The following is a 19,101-nucleotide window of genomic DNA, read 5'->3' as shown; positions in this document are numbered from 1 at the left end:
GATGTACGCTGGTATCGCTAAATTCTGTTCTGTGCCTTAATGGCCAGATACTGGTTTACTACATTGATGGTTAAGTTTTGTGGAGCAGTTAAAACCGTTAATATTCCGTTTTTATTTAACTCTTTAACCATCAGTTTCTTTTCATAGATGAACTTTTCAGCGATTGTTTTGTGGTAAATGCCCTCGATATTTTTGGCTGGTTCGGTGCTTAGCGCTTTTAATTCGGTGTTTTCGAAGAAGACCACGAGCAGAAGATGGTATTTAGCCAGCCGTCTCAGATAAGGCATTTGCCTTTGAAGTGCCGATAAGCTTTCGAAGTTGGTGAAAAAGATCAATAGCCCACGCTGCTTAACCACAGTGCGGACGCAACTGTAAAGGGCTTCAAGATTGCTTTCCAGATACCTTGTTTTTTCCTGATATAAAACATTCATGATGCTGCCGAGCTGAGCAGCTTTTCTGTCGGCAGGCAAAATAGAGCCAATACGTTCAGAAACAGTGATCAAGCCTGCTTTATCTTCTTTAAGCATGGCAACTTTTGCAAGCGCAACGCTGGCATTGATCGCATAATCAAGTAAGCTTAACCCTTCAAAAGGCATCCGCATTACTCTGGATTTATCAATCAGGCAATAAATATTCTGCGACCGCTCATCTGTATAGGTGTTTACCATTAAGCTTCCCTTACGTGCTGTGGCTTTCCAATTCAGGGTCCTGATATCATCTCCTCCCACATAATTTTTTATCTGGTCAAACTCACGGCTCTGGCCGATTTTTCTGATTTTTTTTATTCCAAGATCGGTAAGCTGATTGGAAACCGCCATTAGTTCATATTGCCCCAGATGTATAAAGGAAGGATAAACAGGAAGCACAACTGCACCATCGAAATTAAATCTCCTGCTAACTAAACCTAATGGCGAACTGATGTAAGTTCGGATAAAACCAAAATCGTATGCTCCACGCTTTGTAGGCCGCAGGTTGTAATGAATGGATTTAACCTCAGCAGATTTTAATCCAAATTTAAAGTCTTTATCCCTAACCTGAAACTGAAAGGGAATTTCGTCAATTACACGTGCCCGGACTTCGAATCCATAACGGTTCTTTATTTCGATTTGAATTGGATTTTCATCCCCATTACTTAAACGCTTCGGGGTAATGCGTTTAGCTTCAATCCCATTTTGGCGGTATAAAATAAATACATCGGTAAAGAAAAGCATACACACCGCGCCAATGGTAACCTGCGGAATGTAACCCAGCCAATGGAAAAAGAACTTTAACAAAAAGAGGACCACGCAGGCTCCTAATACCATAAATAAACGGTCGTTAAGAAACAGATTGGTATAATATTGTTCGATGATCTTTTTCAAAGTCAGCTGTTATGTAATATGTGAATGCTTATCTTGGAACTTCGATTTGCCTGATGATCTGGTTAATAATATCATTTGTCGTCAGGCCTTCCATTTCTTTTTCCGGTGAGAGCAGTATACGGTGGGTTAGAACCGGAGTTGCTACCGCGATTATATCATCGGGTGTTACGAAATCGCGTCCTTGAATCGCTGCAAGGGCCTTTGCACTGTGTACAATTGCCAGTGAAGCCCGGGGAGATGCGCCGAGGTACAGCGCAGGATTATGGCGTGTTTCATTCACGATTTTCGCGATAAATTCTAACAATTTAGGCTCTACAAATAAGTTCCGTACAATAGCTCTTGCAGCCAGGATCTGATCGACAGACAATACCGCTTTTACTTCGCTCGATAAAGTTTTGTTCACCAGGTGGTGCTGCGCTGTCAGTATTGCAGTTTCTTCCTCCAGGGATGGGTATTTGATCTCAATTTTCAATAAGAAACGATCCAGCTGGGCTTCGGGGAGGCGATAGGTACCTTCCTGCTCGATCGGGTTTTGGGTGGCCAGTACCATAAAAGGCTCGTCCATTAAATAGGTAATGCCATCAATGGTGACCTGGCGTTCTTCCATTACCTCAAACAAAGCAGACTGTGTTTTTGCAGGGGCACGGTTGATCTCATCCACGAGAATAATATTACCAAATATCGGACCTTTTCTGAACTCGAAATCTCCGGTTTTGGTGTTGAAGATTGGTGTTCCGAGTACGTCTGAAGGCATTAAATCCGGTGTGAACTGTACCCTTGAAAACTGTGCATCAATTGATTTGGCCAGTAATTTGGCACTCAGCGTTTTTGCAACACCGGGAACACCTTCAATGAGCAGGTGTCCATCAGCGAGCAGGCCAACAATCAAGAAGTCTATAACCTGTTTCTGTCCAATAATAATATCGCCAAGTACATTTCTGATCTGATTAACTGCCTCGTTTAAAGTGGTCAGATCTGTACGCTGGTTAAATTGTTCCTGCTCCATTTCTAGTTGTATTTTTATAAAATTGTTCAATACTGTCATTTAAAGCAATCAGCTCATAATCGCTCAAATTGCTCATTTTTGGAATTTGGATAAAATACCTGGTCAATGTTTTTGCTGATATTTCATTTATTCCGGTTTTTTCTTTTAAAATGTCGGCAAAGCCGCTCTCCATATCATTGGTTTTAAGGTGGTATCTGCCGCGTAAGTATTCAAGAAAATAATTGATTTTTTTTAAGGCGATATCCAGGTTATTTCTTTCATGATAATAAACACTTCCCACTACATTGACAAATTCAACGGATGAATTTTTGTAGGGGTCAGCTACAGGAATTATTCTTTGCCTGCGTTTCATGTCATACAAAACAAACAGAATTAAGCTGAAAATGGCGAGGTAATAAGCCCAGCTTAATTCAGGATGTTCAAAGAAAACCCTGAGTATATCGGTAGTTTCATTCTTTTTTTCTGCAAAGTACTCGTCAAAAATAATCCGGTTGCTTGTTTGGATATAACTAAGTGTTTTTGCAGCATATTCGGCACCATATTTATCAAGTAAGGTAAAATTGGTATAAAAGCCCGGCTCTGCTACCAGGTACAGCGCCCCTTTCCCAAATTGATATTTCACAAAGTTGGGCTGTTGCAAACCATTTACCCCCAGTACGATTGCCTTATATTTATCTATTGAACTGAAATACTGGCTACCTATTCCCCGTTTAAATCCGTAACTCGATTCGGTTTTGAGATTTCGACTGGTGAAGTTGAGTATCCTCCCCTCCTGTGCCAAACCTACATTTGTTTTCAGTTTGAGTTCACTGGCCATTTTACCAAAAGAATAGCTGGCAATGAAGATTGAATTCCCAATGTTCATAAAATTCTTCATCTCTCCAAAGTCAGTTGTACTGATTTCTGCTTTCTGGGCAACTATGAGATAGGTAGAGCCTGTAACTTTTGTATTTTTAAGGGTATTGTAAACAGCTAATTTCGATTTTTCCACAATCACCTTTGGTGCAATATCTCTAATCCTGTTGTGCAAGATATAGGTACCATAAGGAATTTTATCATTACCGAGGTAGGTAGGCGCCCAGTTGGTGGGTGTAGGCTTGTTGTAGAGCGCAACCAGATAAGCCAGGATGAGCAGCACTCCAATAGCAAAAATGATTTTATAACCTTTCATTTAATCTGTGTTTTAAACTCATTAAACAATTGGTTGATTGGTTGAAAATTATGACTGTCTATAGGGAAATCGCCATACCAGATGTAGTCGAACTGAATGGTTAAACGGCTAAAGTTGTTTCGCAATTCAGGTTTACTGATTTCCATCAGGTAGTTGTAATTGGTTTTATCAGGCTGCCATTGAATGATCTGTGCATCGCTCAGTTTTTTTAACGACTGAAGATAGAGCATCCTTACTGCAAGGCGATACTTGCCTTCACTGATCAGGCGATTAAGCTCCTGATCATAATCTATGTCGTGGATATTTTCAGTAATTACATCATATGGTAATATTGTTTCCTGCGATCTCTTGCTAAAAATATTTTCTGCACCCACCATCTTAATGACAATGTAAATGATAATGGCTACTCCGGCACCGATAAAGAAATACTTTAAAACATAATTAGATGCGGCACCATAAAATAGTCTACCGATTAGTCCCCATAGTAACATCCAGAATTTGTCCCACCATGATAGTTGTTGTGCCTGATTATCATCGTATTGAAATTCTTTTTGATCCTGATAGTCTCTTATCGCCTCTCTGTTAAACTTTGCTGGTGCAATATCACTGCTGTCTTTCCGTAAAGCTGTATCGGCTTTTACGGGTTTTAAAGCCTGTGCATGAACCTGGGCAGGATGGAGATAGAGAACAAGTAAAAAAAGAAACCCGGCAAGAAATCGCAGCATATTAATATTCTTCTGGTCGGTGATCTGTTGGTTGTTCAGTATTTCCGAATTGCGTAATACGTTCCATTAATCCGAGGCTCTCCTTTTGTTCCACTAAACTGAAATAGGATAAGGTTATAGTAATGATAGGGACAATGAAAAATACCTGGCATAACGACTGAAGTACTGTAGTGATCATAGTGAGTGTTAATGACATTTGTGGAGACTTGTGTGAGAACATCCCAACCATGTTGAATAAACTCGTAGGTAGTACAACCATACTCATGCAGGCATACACAATGATCCAAACGATTACAATTGTGCCGAATGTTACCCAGAAGTTATCCTTCACCAGTGCAAAGCTTCGGTTAAATGCATAGCCTAGTCTGCTGTTTTCAATAATCATAATGGGATAAACCATGCACACGTAAGGGAACAGCCAGAAAAATGGAACCAGACAAAATAATATCCCTACTCCCAATAATAGTGACAGTACAATCGAACTCCAGAGAACCCTGAAAAAGTAATATTTAAAGTATCCCCAGACTTCATCTGTTGTAGGTATCGCATTTCCTTTTTGCACGTAGATGGCGATATATGAATGTACTGCCACGGTCATGCTAGTGTATGAGATGATAGTGAAGAAGATGGACAAAAAATATTCGATTCCATACATCGACCCGAAAGCGAAAGCACGGGTATTATCTACACTGACATTGTTTATCACATTAACCATTTTGTATTGTTGCAATAGCATTGTTGCCATACTAGCCAGTACAAAAAGTCCGCAAAAAATAAAATAAATTTTGATAAGCGGCTTGAAGTTTTGGCGCATGAAAGTAAATGTATCATTAATGACCTGCCCGAAATCTCTTCTTTTTTTAAATTCAAGTGGTGTTAGCATATTAATTAACAGTCGTTTTTTTAGATAATTTGAGCGGATAGATAATCACATACCAAACCATAAATGCTGCGGATATTAAGAGTATCAGCGAACTTAAGATCCATGGCATTTCGGTGTGTCGGGTAACAAAGCTTTCGAAAATTGCGGCGACGATAAAGATGGGTACCAGGCCGATGACCATTTTAAGTCCGTCTTTTGCCCCTTTTAAAACGGATGCTTTCCTTGTATAAGTTTTAGGAAACAAAAAGCTATTACCTAAAACCAGGCCGGCGGCGCCGGCCAGTACAATTGCTGAAATTTCCAGTGTACCGTGGATCCAGATGACAAGAACAGATTGGATACCCAGACCTTTACTAAAAAAAAAGTATTGGAAAGATCCCAGCATAATGCCATTTCTAAACAAGGAAACAATGGTGCCAATAGAAAAAATAATACCGAGAACGAAAGTATAAAGGGCTACGAAAATATTGTTGGAGCCAATTTGAACGAACATAACAAGTTCATTCTGATGTTTATACACGCCGAACGGATCGCCTTTTGCAATGTTCTCAATAGTCATGTTTACGTATTCATCTCCCATAATGAGGCGCACGAAGGTGTCGTCGTATTTTGCAGAGAGCACACCAATTGCGCAGGCCACCAGAAAAAAGGCCAGGGCATAAAAGATTTGCTTTCGGTGAACAAAAAAAAGTAGCGGTAGTTCTGTTTTCCAGAAATTGATAAAGCGGCTGGTTTTTTCTTTTTTATTTTTATAAACCGATTGATGGAGTTTTGAAGCCAGTCCATTTAGGTAAGCTGTTGTTTTTGAATCGGGATAAAAAGTTCTGGCATAAGCCAGGTCGTTAGTGATTTCTATGAATTGTGTCGCAATTTCATCGGGATTAGCCTGGCGCATATTTTCATATCGCTGCCATTTGTCTGAATTTTGTTTAACAAATAATGCTTCTCTCATGTAAAGGCGTTACCAAATCTTGGGTTAAAATAGTTAAATTTTCAGGGATAAAAAAAATGCTGGGCGAAAAGTCGGTTTATAATTTTTGCAGGGGCTATGGAGATCTCCTTAAAAAAAATTATGTTTGATATATGGATAGCATCAGGATTAACACTTCTCAAAATATAGATATCGATTATGAAATTGCAGGTTTAGGAGAGCGGATTGCCGCCAGATGTATAGATATCGGTATATTTTTAGCACTGGCCGTGATTTTCGTAGTTTTAATGCTGATCGCGCAGATGGGCATGTCGGGATATGCTGCCATGACTCTGTTTTTCGTGTACATGGCTATTTTTGTTTTTTATGACCTGGTTTGCGAGATGGTGATGAACGGGCAAACTGTTGGTAAACGGGTAATGAAAGTAAAGGTAATTAGTATTGATGGTACCCAGCCAACCTTCAGTCAGTATTTAATGCGGTGGTTATTTAGGGCAATAGATTTTGGTTTTCCCTTCGGTTGGGGAGTTGTAGCGCTTGTGGCAGTAGCTGTAAGTAAAAACCATCAGCGTTTGGGTGATATGCTGGCCAAAACTACTTTGATTAAAACAACACCCCGTACGCAGTACGAAAATGTTGCATTTAGCTTTGTGTTACCGGAGACATATGAAGCGCAATTTAAAGAAGTATTACACCTTTCTGATCGTGAAGCAGAACTGATTCATGAGGTTTTGATTGGTTACTATCAAACCAACAATACTGAACTGATTTATGCTCTGGCGGCAAAAATTAAATCTCATATCGCAGTGCAGGTACCTGCCGGGATGAATGAACTACAGTTTCTCGAAGCAGTCTTGAAGGATTATAAACACCTAACTTCTCTTGCCATTTAAGTTTAAGCAGCCAGATATTGAAAAGGCTCTTTTGGAATGTTTCTGGCGATCCAGAAAATCATAACCACTACAAAAATAATTTTTGGTGTAATTGGTTTATACCAGATATTTAACTCATAATCTTTACCGGTAATATAGGTTAAGGCCTTTAAGCTAAAGTGAACGAGCAGTATTGGCAAACTTAATACTAATAATAAGTTATAGTTAATTGCCTTTGAAATATCACCGTTAAGCAATGCATGTATTGATCGTTGTGAACCACAACCGGGGCAGTCGAGCCTGGTATATTTATGGAAGGGGCATTCGGGGAAAAAATGATACACCTCAGGATTATAACGATAGTATACAACACATAATATCACCACCAAAACAATTCCCAAGGTGTATTTCAATTTCATTATCTGTAATTGCTCATCATGGCTCCGCCCATTCCTAATACAACAAAGAAAAGAATGTATAAAACGTAAACGCCTATTCCTATGAAAAAGCCGATTTTAGTCCACTTTCCTGCTGCTGCAGATGCTGCCTGAGCACCAGCGAAATCGCCCATAGCGTATTTGCTGTTCACACTTGCGGCATTCACAATGCCGGCGATTCCAAAAGGAAGGCAACAAAATAAGGTTACAAGAATTGATTCTACAAGCCAGTTTTTAGGTGCCGGTCCAGGATTGTTTCCAAAAGGGCTTTGGCCGAAGGGTTGTTGCCCAAAGGGAGCTTGTTCATTAGGTTTCTGATCTTCCATGTCTAATGTTTAAATAGGTTTTAATTTAAATAGTTAAACTAATGTAAAATTTTTAATTTAAAAACAAAGTAAACAGGACATGAAATTATTTAAGTGATGCGTTAACCCGTTGAAATAAAGTCTGTGCCCATTCGCCATACATCTTTGCGCTCGGGTGCAAACCGTCTGATGCAATAAGCGAAGGATCGGTTTTTGCTCTTCGGGATGCCGTGGTTATAGTCGTGTAAGTTGCCCCAGCCGCAAGTGTAATTTCTTCGTTAGCTTTATTGAATTCATCAATTTCCTTCGCAATAGTCTCTGGATTTTTTCCGGAACTTTTCGCGAATGGTGTAACTCCCCAATCCGGAATGGAAACAACAAAAACTCTGGTCTTATTTCCACCTGCAAATGCGATGGCCTTTTGCAGCAACTCTGAAAACTCTTTTTTATAGGTATTTAAGGGATATTCCCGGTATTGGTTATTGACTCCTATCAGCAGGGTGACGAAACTGAATGTAGTAGTGATGTTTTCGGTCGCGATTGCAGTTTGAAGCTCATTTGTAGTCCACCCGGTTTTTGCAATGATTTTTGGATCAGCAACCTGAAAATTATTGTTTTTCAATAGCTGCTGAAGTTGATAAGGAAAGGACTCAGACTGGGTGACAGATTCGCCTATTGTATAGGAATCACCTAACGCCAGGTAAGTGAATTTCGCTTTTTGTGCTGATGTATCCTGTGTGATGATTTGAACGGGTTGCTGCGTGTCCGACATTTCTGCTTTTTTAGTACAGGCCGAAGATAATAAAGAAAATAAAATGCAGGTGGCAAGTTTCATAAAAGAACTTACGCAAAGTATGGGAAAAAAGATTTGCCGGTTAAATCAGTGCCATCTTAAACAAATCTGCAATATGATTTTTGAGTTTTTCTTCTACCTCTTCCATATTTAGCTCATATCCCAGTTCGGCTTTAAGTGACGTTACGGCTTTATCATCAATACCACAAGGAACAATATTTTTAAAATAATTGAGATCTACGTTTACGTTGAAGGCGAAACCATGCATGGTTACCCAACGGCTGCAGCGAACACCCATCGCACAGATTTTACGGGCTTTGTCATTATCCGGATCAAGCCATACACCAGTATATCCCGGGTATCTTCCCGCTTCAATGCCGTAGTCTTTTAAAGTCAGAATAACGGCTTCTTCCAGGGTGCGAAGGTAAAGATGTATATCTGTGAAGAAGTTGTCGAGGTCTAAAATCGGATAACCTACAATTTGTCCTGGTCCGTGATAGGTAATGTCGCCTCCCCTGTTAATCTTATAGTAGGTTGCCTGCTTATCTTTAAGCCCCTGCTCATCTAACAACAGATTTTCAGGATGGCCACTTTTACCAAGCGTGTAAACATGAGGGTGCTCACAGAAGATCAGGTAATTCGGCGTGGGCGTATGTGTGTTATTGAGCCGGTTTTCAGTTTTAATCGCTACCGTTTTATTCAGCAAATCCTCCTGTTTGTCCCAGGCTTCCTGATAATCTGTTAAACCCCAGTCTATAAATTGAGTGGGTATCAAAATCAAATCCTTTCCCGCTGTTTCTTTCATCACAAATATGTTTAAGAAGGATTAGCTACGTAGCCCAACATATATCCGTCTTTCGTTTTAAAATAATTTACACCAAGTTCTATAGTGCCTGCTGGCAATTCAACAATCGCACTTAAACTGCCTTCATTTTTCAGTTTAAATGGCTTAATATGAATATGCGCTTTAAACTCTAGTCCTTTTTTGCCATGCCATTTGTAAATGGCCTCTTTGGCACACCATGCTACATATAAACCTTCTATGTTGTCGCCAAGTTGCTTTTGAGCAAGTTCAACGTCGCTTAAAAACTTGTGTTTTATCGTTTTTATTTTATGTTTGATTAACTCTATATCAACCCCCACTGCATGCTCTTTGCTGATCATCACAGCGGCATAATCATAAGAGTGACTTAAAGAGATGTGGTAGTCGAAATTAACCAGGTAAGGTTTTCCATCTCTATCGAACTGGCAATCAATATATTCATCAGTATTCAACATTTTTCTGAGCAGTAGGCGAGTACTTAGCCAGTGCAGCAGTCTTTTGCCACTGTTTAATGATGAAATAATATCCAGTTCGTGTTGTTTCAGCTGTAAGCCAGCCAACAGTTCTTCTTCGGTTTCCTCAATTTTCCAGATTGCTAAAACCGAATGCTGATCAATATCTTTGTTGTAAACTATTGGCATTTATTTAATTGGAGATTACATGCAAAATTATCTTAAATAAATGATAATTTAGTCCAAAAATACGCATAAAAATGATATTATCTGATAGCAGAATATTAGAGGAGATAGATAAGGGAACAATCATTATTGAGCCATTTAAACGCGAGTGTTTAGGCACCAATTCATACGATGTTCATTTGGGTAAATATTTAGCTACTTACAAAAACCGTGTTCTGGATGCGAAAGTCCATAACGAAATTGAACATTTCGAAATTCCTAAAGATGGCTTCGTTCTTCAGCCGGGAACATTATACCTGGGGGTAACGTTGGAATATACGGAAACACATGCGCATGTTCCATTTCTGGAAGGTAAAAGCAGTACAGGTCGCCTGGGAATTGATATTCATGCTACAGCCGGAAAAGGAGATGTCGGTTTTTGCAATACATGGACTTTAGAAATCTCTGTGGCTCAACCAGTAAAAATATATGCAGGAATGCCCGTAGGTCAGCTGATTTACTTCGTAGTTGAAGGGAAGATCGATACCATGTACAATACCAAGGGCAATGCAAAGTATAACAATAAAACCACCCGACCTGTTGAAAGCATGATGTGGAAGAATAAGTTTTAATTTTCATAATACCCATTTATATAGTGTTTACAGCAGCGTAAGCTCAAAAACTGTGGGGGGATTTTCAGTTATTAAAGTCCTATTTTGCAGTCGATTGTAACATTTCGGTTAAAGTCGAAATTCATTAGAACTTCATCGAAATATGCCTCAGGTTTTGTACCTTGAGGCATATTTATTTTAACTCGACACATGAAACTCAAAATTACATTAACGCTCTGCTTTTTTATTGGATTATTTGGTTTTACGGCATTTGTATCAGATGATGATCCCTTTGCAGAATTACTCAAAAAGTTTGAAGCCTATACCAATAACTATCCACAGGAAAAAGTCCATTTACATTTAGATAAACCTTATTACGCGATTGGTGATGATATCTGGTTTAAAGCTTACGTTTTGAATACCAAAACGGCGGCACCGTCAAATATCAGCAGGATTTTATATGTAGAGCTGATTAATGAAAAAGATTCCGTTAAAAAAATCATCAAACTTCCTGTGATGGGAGGAATCACCTGGGGTGATTTCAAACTTACGGATTCGCTTGGGGAGGGTAATTATAGAATCCGCGCCTACACGAACTACATGCGTAACTTTGGCACTGATTTCTTTTTTGACAAAACCATCAAAATTGGGAATAGCTGGGCCAATAAAGTTTTTACGAAAACAACCTATAGCTACAGTAAGGAAAACACCACCGATAAAGTTGCCGCAACCATTCATTTTGAAGATAAAAATGGTATTGCGTATAGTGAAAATGATGTAAGCTATGATGTGCAGCTGGATTATCGTTCTGTTGCAAGGGGGAGGGCAAAGACAGATTTACAGGGTAATGTGACCATCAACTTCACGAATAATCAGTCTTTCCAGAATAAATCAGGCAAGATTTTGGCTACACTTACCCTTGCAAATAAGGAAAAGATCTTTAAATCCATTCCGATCACATCGACCTCAAATGATGTGGACGTTCAGTTTTTTCCTGAAGGAGGAACGCTGGTTGAGGAACTGCCGCAGAAAGTGGGGATAAAGGCCATTTCAGCCAATGGACGTGGAGAGGACGTTGAAGGCGCAATTGTAGATAACGAAGGCAATACGGTTACTACTTTTTCGACTGCTTATCTGGGTATGGGTAATCTTGTATTTAATTCTCAAAGCGGAAAAACCTACACTGCCAAAGTCAAATTTAAAGACGGTTCAGAGAAAACATTCAAGCTTCCGGTGGCGGCCAAAAGCGGCTATGCAATTGCGCTGAATAATACTGACACCAGTAAGGTTATACTCAGGATAATGGCGAGTGCCGATCTGGTAAATAGCGCAGAGTTGAAAGTAGTGGCACAAAGCGGAGGTAATGTATATTATGTTTCCAAAGCGAAAATGGACAAACAAGTATTGTTAGCAAATATTCCTAAAAAGAACCTACCGGAAGGGATTGTTCAATTTACCCTGTTTTCGGCAAATAATCAGCCGGTTGCTGAAAGATTGATATTTAACCATAATAAGGCTGATTTCATCGATCTTAATCTGGGCACTTCAGGCGTATCTGCACAAAGAAAAGGCAAGGCCAGTTTTGCTTTTGACGCCAGTAATGGTTCCAGCCCAGTGTTGGGTAGTTTCTCTGTGGCGGTTACCAATGCCAGTAAAGTTTCGCCCGATGAGGATAATGAAAGCAATATCTACACTTCGCTGTTACTCACCTCAGATTTGACCGGTTATGTAGAAAAACCTAATCATTACTTTTTAAAGGAGGATGTTCAAACACAGAAAGAACTGGACAACCTGATGCTTACGCAGGGATGGAGAAGGTTTTTATGGAAAAACGTCATTAGCAATGTTGGTCCGAATATTACCTACAAGCCAGAGCAATCCATTACAGTTAGCGGAACTGTAATGAAAGGGAATAAACCGGTGCCGAATGGTAAGGTAATGCTGATGGCCACAAAAGGTACGATGTATATTCTGGATACCGTGACCAATGCTGAGGGAAAGTTTGTTTTCGATAACCTGAGTTTTAGCGATAGCACTAAATTTGTGGTGCAGGCCAGAACAAAAACCGATCGGAAATTTGTCGAAATTAATCTGGATGTTATCCCCGGGCAAATTGTAACCAAGAATAGAAATGGTGCTGAAGTGGATGTTAATGTCAATAATACGCTGATGAAGTACATTAAGGAGAGCGACAACTACTTTAACGAGATGACGAGGTTAGGTCTGCTCGAAAAAACAATCAAACTGGATGAGGTGACCATTACCGAAAAGAAAAATCCGGCGAAGAACTCATCAAATTTGAATGGGGCGGGCCGTGCTGATTATGTGATGACAGCGGCTGATCTGTCGACCTGTGTTACATTATCGCAATGTCTTCAGGGACGCTTGCCTGGGGTCATTTTCCGTGGGAATATCCCTTATCTGATGCGCAGCCAGAATACCCCAATTCAGTTGATTGTGGATGGAATGCAAATGGAGGCTGATTTCCTGGATAACGTTTCACCTATGGATGTAGAGTCAATTGAATTATTGAAAAGTATCGGCAATACAGCTATTTATGGTTCACAAGGTGGTGGTGGTGTAATCATTATTACAACCAAACGTGGCGACGGCGGGAGAACCTACGATCGCTATGCTCCGGGTATTGTAACTTTCAATCCAAAAGGCTTTTCGGTTTCGAGGGAGTTTTATGCCCCTAAATATGATTCTGCTAATAATAGCAATAAAGCCGACTATAGAACTACCATTTACTGGAATCCACAAGTAGTGGCCGATAAAGATGGAAAGGCCAAATTTGAATTCTATAATGCCGATGAGCCCGGTACTTACCGGGTAGTAATTGAAGGTATAGATGCTGTTGGGCATTTAGGAAGAAAAGTTTACACTTATGATGTAAAATAGCTAAAAATAAATAAATTTGAATATTATGCAAGCATAGCTGTTTGTGTAGTGTTCAAATTTTAAATCCGAAACATGAATACAATTAAGGTAAGTGTAAAAGATCGTTTAGCCACCATTACTTTAAGTCGCGGTAAGTCTAATGCCTTAAACCGGGAGCTGATTACTGAACTTGACGACATGCTCAAAAACATTTCTGCCGACGATAATATTGGCGGCGTAATTTTAACAGGCACAGCACCTTTTTTCTCAGCAGGATTGGATTTGGTAGAGCTGTACAGTTATAACGAAGAAGAAGCAAAATCTTTTTTCCAATTATTTTTTGGATTTACAGCCAACATCGTTTCTTTCAAGAAGCCTTTAATTGCTGCTATAAGCGGGCACAGCCCGGCTGGTGGATGCGTAATTGCTCTGGCTTGCGATGCACGGATTATGGCAGAGGGACAATTTATTATTGGTTTGAATGAAGTTCCTGTGGGTATTATTGTTCCCAATAGTATTTTTCAGCTTTATTCATTTTGGTTAGGGAAAGCTGAAGCCTCAAGAAGTTTATTAACCGGTAAATTATACCAGCCTGAAGAAGCACTTTCAGTTGGCCTGGTCGATGAGCTGGTGAAAAATGAAAGTTTACTTACTGCTGCTGAAAGGAAAATCAAAAAGTTTATGGAGCTGGAACCTAATACGTGGTCGGAAAGTAAATTAAACATCAGAGCCGAACTCATCGCGGCCATGAATGCAGATCAATCTGAAACGCTTGAAAAAATGTTGAAGCAATGGTGGTCGCCAGCTACACGCCATATCCTGAAAACTATTCTGGAGAGTCTTCAGCGAAAATAATCACTTTAGGGTTTTCTACCATCTATCTACTATTTTTCACCTATAACAACCAAATATTATGTTCGCATTTAATCAGCCCATGCTTAGAGAAGACACTTTAAAAGGAAAAACCATTGTGATAACAGGTGGTGGTACAGGCTTGGGCAAAGCAATGGGTGTATACTTTTTGAAGCTAGGGGCTAATTTGGTAATTACCAGTCGTAAACAGGAAGTATTGCAAAAAACTGCTGATGAGATGGAGGAAAAAACGGGCGGTAAAGTTTTAGCCGTAGCCTGTGATGTACGTGAAGTGGAACAGGTAGAAAACGTTTTGGCTAAAGCATTAGAAAGATTTGGCTCAGTTGATATTTTGCTAAACAATGCTGCGGGTAATTTTATATCACCTACCGAACGCTTATCAGCGAATGCTTTTTCGTCCATTATTGACATTGTTTTAAAAGGAACGGTTAATTGTACCCTAACATTTGGAAAGCACTGGATTAAGGAAAAGCAAGCAGCAACGGTATTGAATATTATTACCACTTACGCTTTTACAGGCTCGGCCTATGTTGTCCCATCTGCCTGTGCAAAGGGTGGGGTTTTGGCACTTACACGTTCATTGGCGGTTGAATGGGGTAAATATGGGATCAGAACCAATGCCATTGCGCCTGGGCCATTTCCAACCAAAGGTGCCTGGGAACGTTTATTGCCTGGCGATTTAGCTAAGAAATTTGATTTCAAGAATCGTGTTCCGCTTAAAAGAGTGGGCGATCATCAGGAACTGGCGAATCTTGCTGCATTTTTAGTGAGTGATTTTTCTGGATATATTAACGGAGAAGTGATTACCATAGATGGAGGAGAATGGCTGCAGGGAGCCGGTCAAATGAATGGTCTGGAAGCCATTCCATCAGAGATGTGGGATATGTTAGAGCAGATGACACGAAACGCGAAGTAATGTGAAATATTGGGTGTATGATGTGGTCAGCATCTTTCATCAGATAACTTTTTCATTTTCCCTGGCTCAGCTTACCTTTTACATCCCTCATTTGCTATCTTTGCCGGCATGAATATCTTACTATTAGGTTCAGGCGGCAGAGAAAGTGCATTCGCCTGGAAAATGAGCCAGTCTTCGCACTGCGATAAGTTGATTATTGCACCAGGTAACGGTGGCACAGGTGTTTACGGAACAAACATTAATATCAATGTAAACGATTTTGATTCCATCAAAAAGGTAGTATTAGCCGAAAACATTGAGTTAGTCGTTGTTGGGCCGGAAGAGCCTTTAGTAAACGGGATTCATGATTTTTTTCTGGCCGACCAATCTCTGTCACATATCCCTGTAATTGGCCCTAAAAAAGAAGGCGCAATTTTAGAGGGAAGTAAAGATTTTTCGAAGCAGTTTATGGAGCGTCATGGTATTCCGACTGCGGCATCGAAATCTTTTACGCCTGAGACACTCGAAGACGGATTAGCTTACCTGGAAACGCATGCCCTGCCTGTGGTTTTAAAAGCCGATGGATTGGCAGCCGGGAAAGGTGTTTTGATTTGCACCGAAACTGTTGAAGCGCAGGAAGAACTGAAATTAATGCTTGGTGGTAAATTCGGTGCAGCAGGTGCAACAGTTGTAATAGAAGAATTTTTAAGTGGAATTGAGCTTTCTGTTTTCATTTTAACCGATGGTGAAAACTACATAACTCTGCCATCTGCAAAAGATTATAAGCGGATTGGTCAGGGCGATACTGGTTTAAATACCGGCGGTATGGGTTCTGTTTCACCAGTGCCCTTTGCTACCCCTGAGTTTCTTGAAAAAGTAGAAGAAAGGATTATCAGGCCTACGGTAGATGGTTTAAAGAAAGATAATATTGACTATACAGGTTTTATTTTCTTTGGATTGATTAAGGTGGGTGATGATCCTTATGTTATCGAGTACAATGCCCGTATGGGTGATCCTGAAACTGAAAGCGTGATTCCAAGAATTGAAAACGACCTGGTGGAATTGTTTTTAGCTACAGCTAATAAGCAACTTAATCAGGTAAATCTGGTTATTTCTGAACAAACGGCGGCTACGGTGATGATAGTTGCGGGTGGCTATCCGGGCGAATACCTGAAAGGGAAAGCAATTGCAGGGATTGAAAACCTTCGTCACTCCAATGCTTTTCATGCAGGAACTATTTTAGATAACGATGTAGTTAAAACCAATGGCGGCCGTGTGATTGCAATTACCAGCCTTCAGAAAGATTTGTTTACTGCCCTTCAATCTGCCACTGCTGATGCAGGAAGAATCTACTTTGATGGGAAATATTTCAGGGAAGATATCGGATTCGATCTGGTTTAATATATTTATATGCAGAAAGCCGCAGGTTAACAGATATTCAAATAAATCTGTCAGCCTGCGGCTTTAATTTTTTGTTATATTCTTATTTCGATTTACTTCCCAGTAATTCCTGAAGTTTATCTTGTAAAGCTTGCTCTCTTAACCCTTTCGCAATGATTTTTCCGGTCGGATCAATTAAAAAGTTGGCCGGAATTGAACGGATACCATACATTTTAGCTACTTCATTATCCCAGAATTTTAAGTCTGAAACATGTGTCCAGGCTAGTTTATCATCTGCGATTGCTTTTAACCACGCATCTTTTTTCCCTGGACGATCAAGAGATACGCCAAGAACTGTAAAGCCTTTGTCCTTAAATTTGTTATAGGCCACAACTACATTAGGATTTTCCTGGCGACATGGTCCACACCATGATGCCCAGAAGTCAACCAGCACGTATTTACCTTTAAAGTCGGATAACTTCACCGGTTTTCCAGCGGTATCTGCCTGTGTAAAGTCCATGGCCATTACGCCTACAGCTGTTTTTCTGCCTGCATCGAACATCTGGGTGAGTTGCTTTCCTATTGTAGATGCTTTCAATTCAGGAGACAATGCGGTAAATGCTTTTTCTGCAGCAACGGCTTGGTCAGGATCGCTTGCTAACTGACTAATTACCGAGAGGCTGATAAAAGATTTTGGATTGGCATTTGCATATTGCAATAATAATGGTGGCATACCTTCAGCCGCTTTTTCATAACGGGCTCTTAAGCCATCCATGGTGTCTTTATTTTGTTTTTGCTCTGGAGTATACCCGGCATATTCTGTATTGATTGCGGCAAGCTGATCGTTTACAGGCTTTGTTATGGCTTTTAATTTTTTGGCATCGTCGTTTACCAGTGAACCGGTAATCACCGCATTTTTTAAAGAATCGGCTGCGGCTAATTTAAGGTTTCCAGGTTCAACGTAAAGTGATAATCCATCCAATTTCTCTCCCTGTGCAGGGCGGTTAACATAAGGGTTTTTGTTTAAATATAAACTTCCCTGTGCCGGAGTAGCTAAAGATCCTTTGAACGCAAAGGCGCCATTGGCTACGGTTGCTGAATCGGTTACATTCTTACCGTCACCCTGATAAATAAGGTAAACTTTATCACCGGTTTTAAGACCTTTTACATCTCCGCTAAGGGTAAATGGTTTTTGAGCAATTGCTGCGAGTGGCAAAAGTGCTATCGCAGAAAATAATATTTTTTTCATGTGGGGGTTAGTTTAATCAGTTCAAAGATAGATATATTGTATGCCTAAAACGTAAATTGATGTGTAAAATTATGATAGCTTTTGATAGGTTCTCCACCACAGATCAGGCATCTCACCATTTACAGCAGTCTGGTAATCATCGTACCGGCAGGGTACCAAATGATAACGTTCATTTTGCGATTGTCCTGAAGGATAAGGTACCTGCATCCACCAACGATCTGACTTTTTACTTTTAACAAATACCATCTCACCAGAGCCATCTTTTAGACTGGTTCGGTAAATCATAAACTGTGATTTTGGCGTCAATGGAAAATCTTTCTTACGGGCATAAAATCCATCTACAAAATACCAAACCATTTGTGCCAGTAAAAAAGCAGTCTGGCCGTTATTATCATAGGCTGGATTGAATTCGTAAAACCCGATAGACGTTAATTTATCGTTCATCCCTGCATATCTTGATATTCTGCAGGCTTCTTCTCCATCGAAACCATTGGGTGTGGTGTTGGAGTTTGCAGCTGCATCTGCCGAACGGATTGCGCCGATATCAAAGCTAATCATGTTGGCATTGCGGATAATAGGCTCTGTTAAAGTAATATCCTGTGCAAATTCACCAAGACGGTGAACATCGAAATACAGTTTATCCATTACACTCAGACTTTCCTGGTTCACAAAATAAGTCTGATAGCCCACATTGCTATAATTAAAAAGATAATTCGGCTGGTGAAGGAAAATTTTGTTCAGATAACAATCCGACCGGGTTTCAATCCCATCACGTTCATCATCTCCAATATCAAACTGATTATCGATTACCACCAGGTCTACCTTTTGTTCCAGGTCTTCATACCCCAGGTATTGTCCATAGGTGAGATCTTGTCCACCTCCGATAATAATGGGTATAATATCTTTTTTAATCAACTCGGAAACGACCATTTTCATCGCTATGTAAGTGTCGGCAATAGTAGCCCCGTGTTTGATGTTTCCCAAATCAGCAATCCGGCAATTAAAGGCACCTTCGTTAAGGCGGTAAAACTTTTCTCTGAAATAATCAGGGCCTAAAGCGCAGCCTTCGTTATTAACAGCGCCCCTTCCGTCTAATACACCGATAATAGCTAAATCGTAGGTGTTTTCGTCAAAATCGGGAAATGATTCAGAGTGGATGTGTGCTTTTAAACCAAGCTGACTGGTGAAAAAACCTTGTTTGGGTGTAAAACTATCAGGGTTTACTGGTGAAAAGAAATCCGTTAGCGACATATATTTAAAACTCTCGCCTCAAATATCTATTTTTGAAT

At 40.0% G+C, this 19,101-nt stretch carries 19 protein-coding genes; 6 read left to right on the top strand and 13 right to left on the bottom strand.

All coding sequences use genetic code 11. The features are described 5' to 3' along the window. Nucleotides 1-17 precede the first annotated feature (17 nt). From AC570I_RS06985 to AC570I_RS06960, 6 genes are read right to left on the bottom strand one after another with little or no spacing between them, the layout of a single operon-like run. Nucleotides 18-1,361, bottom strand: a complete 1,344-nt coding sequence (locus tag AC570I_RS06985) for a DUF58 domain-containing protein (protein WP_497404901.1) — start codon at nt 1,359-1,361, stop codon at nt 18-20. Nucleotides 1,362-1,389: 28 nt separating this feature from the next. Beyond that, nucleotides 1,390-2,367, bottom strand: coding sequence for an AAA family ATPase (locus AC570I_RS06980; protein WP_497404900.1), 978 nt, complete (start codon nt 2,365-2,367; stop codon nt 1,390-1,392). Beyond that, the gene (locus AC570I_RS06975; protein WP_497404899.1) at nt 2,348-3,538 is read right to left on the bottom strand and encodes a DUF4350 domain-containing protein; all 1,191 of its coding nucleotides are present in this window, start codon (nt 3,536-3,538) and stop codon (nt 2,348-2,350) included. Before AC570I_RS06975 ends, AC570I_RS06980 begins: the two co-directional genes overlap by 20 nt. After that, nucleotides 3,535-4,263 carry a DUF4129 domain-containing protein gene (locus AC570I_RS06970; RefSeq protein ID WP_497404898.1) on the bottom strand — a complete coding sequence of 243 codons (729 nt, stop codon included), beginning with the start codon at nt 4,261-4,263 and terminating at the stop codon, nt 3,535-3,537. The genes AC570I_RS06975 and AC570I_RS06970 overlap by 4 nt, the downstream gene beginning before the upstream one ends. 1 nt (nt 4,264) lies before the next feature. After that, complete coding sequence (locus tag AC570I_RS06965) at nt 4,265-5,146, bottom strand: hypothetical protein (protein ID WP_497404897.1); 882 nt, start codon at nt 5,144-5,146, stop codon at nt 4,265-4,267. A gap of 1 nt (nt 5,147) precedes the next feature. Then, entirely contained in the window at nt 5,148-6,098 is a 951-nt protein-coding gene (locus tag AC570I_RS06960) for a stage II sporulation protein M (protein ID WP_497404896.1), read from the bottom strand. 131 nt (nt 6,099-6,229) lie between these two features. On the opposite strand from AC570I_RS06960, the gene AC570I_RS06955 reads away from it, so the two are divergent. Continuing rightward, nucleotides 6,230-6,970 (top strand): RDD family protein, encoded by a 741-nt coding sequence (locus AC570I_RS06955; protein WP_497404895.1) that lies wholly within the window; start codon nt 6,230-6,232, stop codon nt 6,968-6,970. 2 nt (nt 6,971-6,972) lie between these two features. On the opposite strand, the gene AC570I_RS06950 is transcribed toward AC570I_RS06955, so the two are convergent. The 5 genes from AC570I_RS06950 to AC570I_RS06930 all read right to left on the bottom strand — a co-directional run bounded on the left by AC570I_RS06950 (nt 6,973) and on the right by AC570I_RS06930 (nt 9,948). Beyond that, complete coding sequence (locus tag AC570I_RS06950; RefSeq protein WP_497404894.1) at nt 6,973-7,368, bottom strand: DUF2752 domain-containing protein; 396 nt, start codon at nt 7,366-7,368, stop codon at nt 6,973-6,975. Next, nucleotides 7,368-7,712: a CD225/dispanin family protein gene (locus AC570I_RS06945; protein WP_497404893.1), complete on the bottom strand. Its 345-nt coding sequence runs from the start codon at nt 7,710-7,712 to the stop codon at nt 7,368-7,370. The genes AC570I_RS06950 and AC570I_RS06945 overlap by 1 nt, the downstream gene beginning before the upstream one ends. 85 nt (nt 7,713-7,797) lie before the next feature. Next, the gene (locus tag AC570I_RS06940) at nt 7,798-8,463 is read right to left on the bottom strand and encodes an SGNH/GDSL hydrolase family protein (RefSeq protein WP_497404892.1); all 666 of its coding nucleotides are present in this window, start codon (nt 8,461-8,463) and stop codon (nt 7,798-7,800) included. A 103-nt stretch (nt 8,464-8,566) separates the two neighbouring features. Next, the gene (gene lipB / locus AC570I_RS06935) at nt 8,567-9,289 is read right to left on the bottom strand and encodes a lipoyl(octanoyl) transferase LipB (RefSeq protein WP_497404891.1); all 723 of its coding nucleotides are present in this window, start codon (nt 9,287-9,289) and stop codon (nt 8,567-8,569) included. Between the two features lie 11 nt (nt 9,290-9,300). Then, nucleotides 9,301-9,948, bottom strand: coding sequence for a 4'-phosphopantetheinyl transferase family protein (locus AC570I_RS06930; protein ID WP_497404890.1), 648 nt, complete (start codon nt 9,946-9,948; stop codon nt 9,301-9,303). Nucleotides 9,949-10,019: 71 nt separating this feature from the next. On the opposite strand from AC570I_RS06930, the gene dcd reads away from it, so the two are divergent. The 5 genes from dcd to purD all read left to right on the top strand — a co-directional run bounded on the left by dcd (nt 10,020) and on the right by purD (nt 16,584). Then, nucleotides 10,020-10,556 carry a dCTP deaminase gene (gene dcd, locus AC570I_RS06925; protein WP_497404889.1) on the top strand — a complete coding sequence of 179 codons (537 nt, stop codon included), beginning with the start codon at nt 10,020-10,022 and terminating at the stop codon, nt 10,554-10,556. 189 nt (nt 10,557-10,745) lie between these two features. Beyond that, nucleotides 10,746-13,436 (top strand): carboxypeptidase-like regulatory domain-containing protein, encoded by a 2,691-nt coding sequence (locus AC570I_RS06920; protein ID WP_497404888.1) that lies wholly within the window; start codon nt 10,746-10,748, stop codon nt 13,434-13,436. 72 nt (nt 13,437-13,508) lie between these two features. Next, nucleotides 13,509-14,270: an enoyl-CoA hydratase/isomerase family protein gene (locus AC570I_RS06915; RefSeq protein WP_497404887.1), complete on the top strand. Its 762-nt coding sequence runs from the start codon at nt 13,509-13,511 to the stop codon at nt 14,268-14,270. 58 nt (nt 14,271-14,328) lie between these two features. After that, entirely contained in the window at nt 14,329-15,204 is an 876-nt protein-coding gene (locus AC570I_RS06910; RefSeq protein WP_047800016.1) for an SDR family oxidoreductase, read from the top strand. 108 nt (nt 15,205-15,312) lie between these two features. Next, entirely contained in the window at nt 15,313-16,584 is a 1,272-nt protein-coding gene (purD, locus tag AC570I_RS06905; RefSeq protein ID WP_497404886.1) for a phosphoribosylamine--glycine ligase, read from the top strand. Nucleotides 16,585-16,666: 82 nt separating this feature from the next. Here purD and AC570I_RS06900 read toward each other — a convergent pair whose 3' ends face one another. Beyond that, nucleotides 16,667-17,812, bottom strand: a complete 1,146-nt coding sequence (locus tag AC570I_RS06900) for a redoxin domain-containing protein (protein WP_497404885.1) — start codon at nt 17,810-17,812, stop codon at nt 16,667-16,669. A gap of 69 nt (nt 17,813-17,881) precedes the next feature. Then, the gene (locus AC570I_RS06895; RefSeq protein WP_047800019.1) at nt 17,882-19,063 is read right to left on the bottom strand and encodes a formimidoylglutamase; all 1,182 of its coding nucleotides are present in this window, start codon (nt 19,061-19,063) and stop codon (nt 17,882-17,884) included. Between the last annotated feature and the right edge of the window lie 38 nt (nt 19,064-19,101).

Source organism: Pedobacter sp. A2324, from assembly GCF_059693705.1.
Note: the sequence above shows the minus strand (reverse complement) of the source record. Positions and strands in the feature narration are given on the sequence as shown.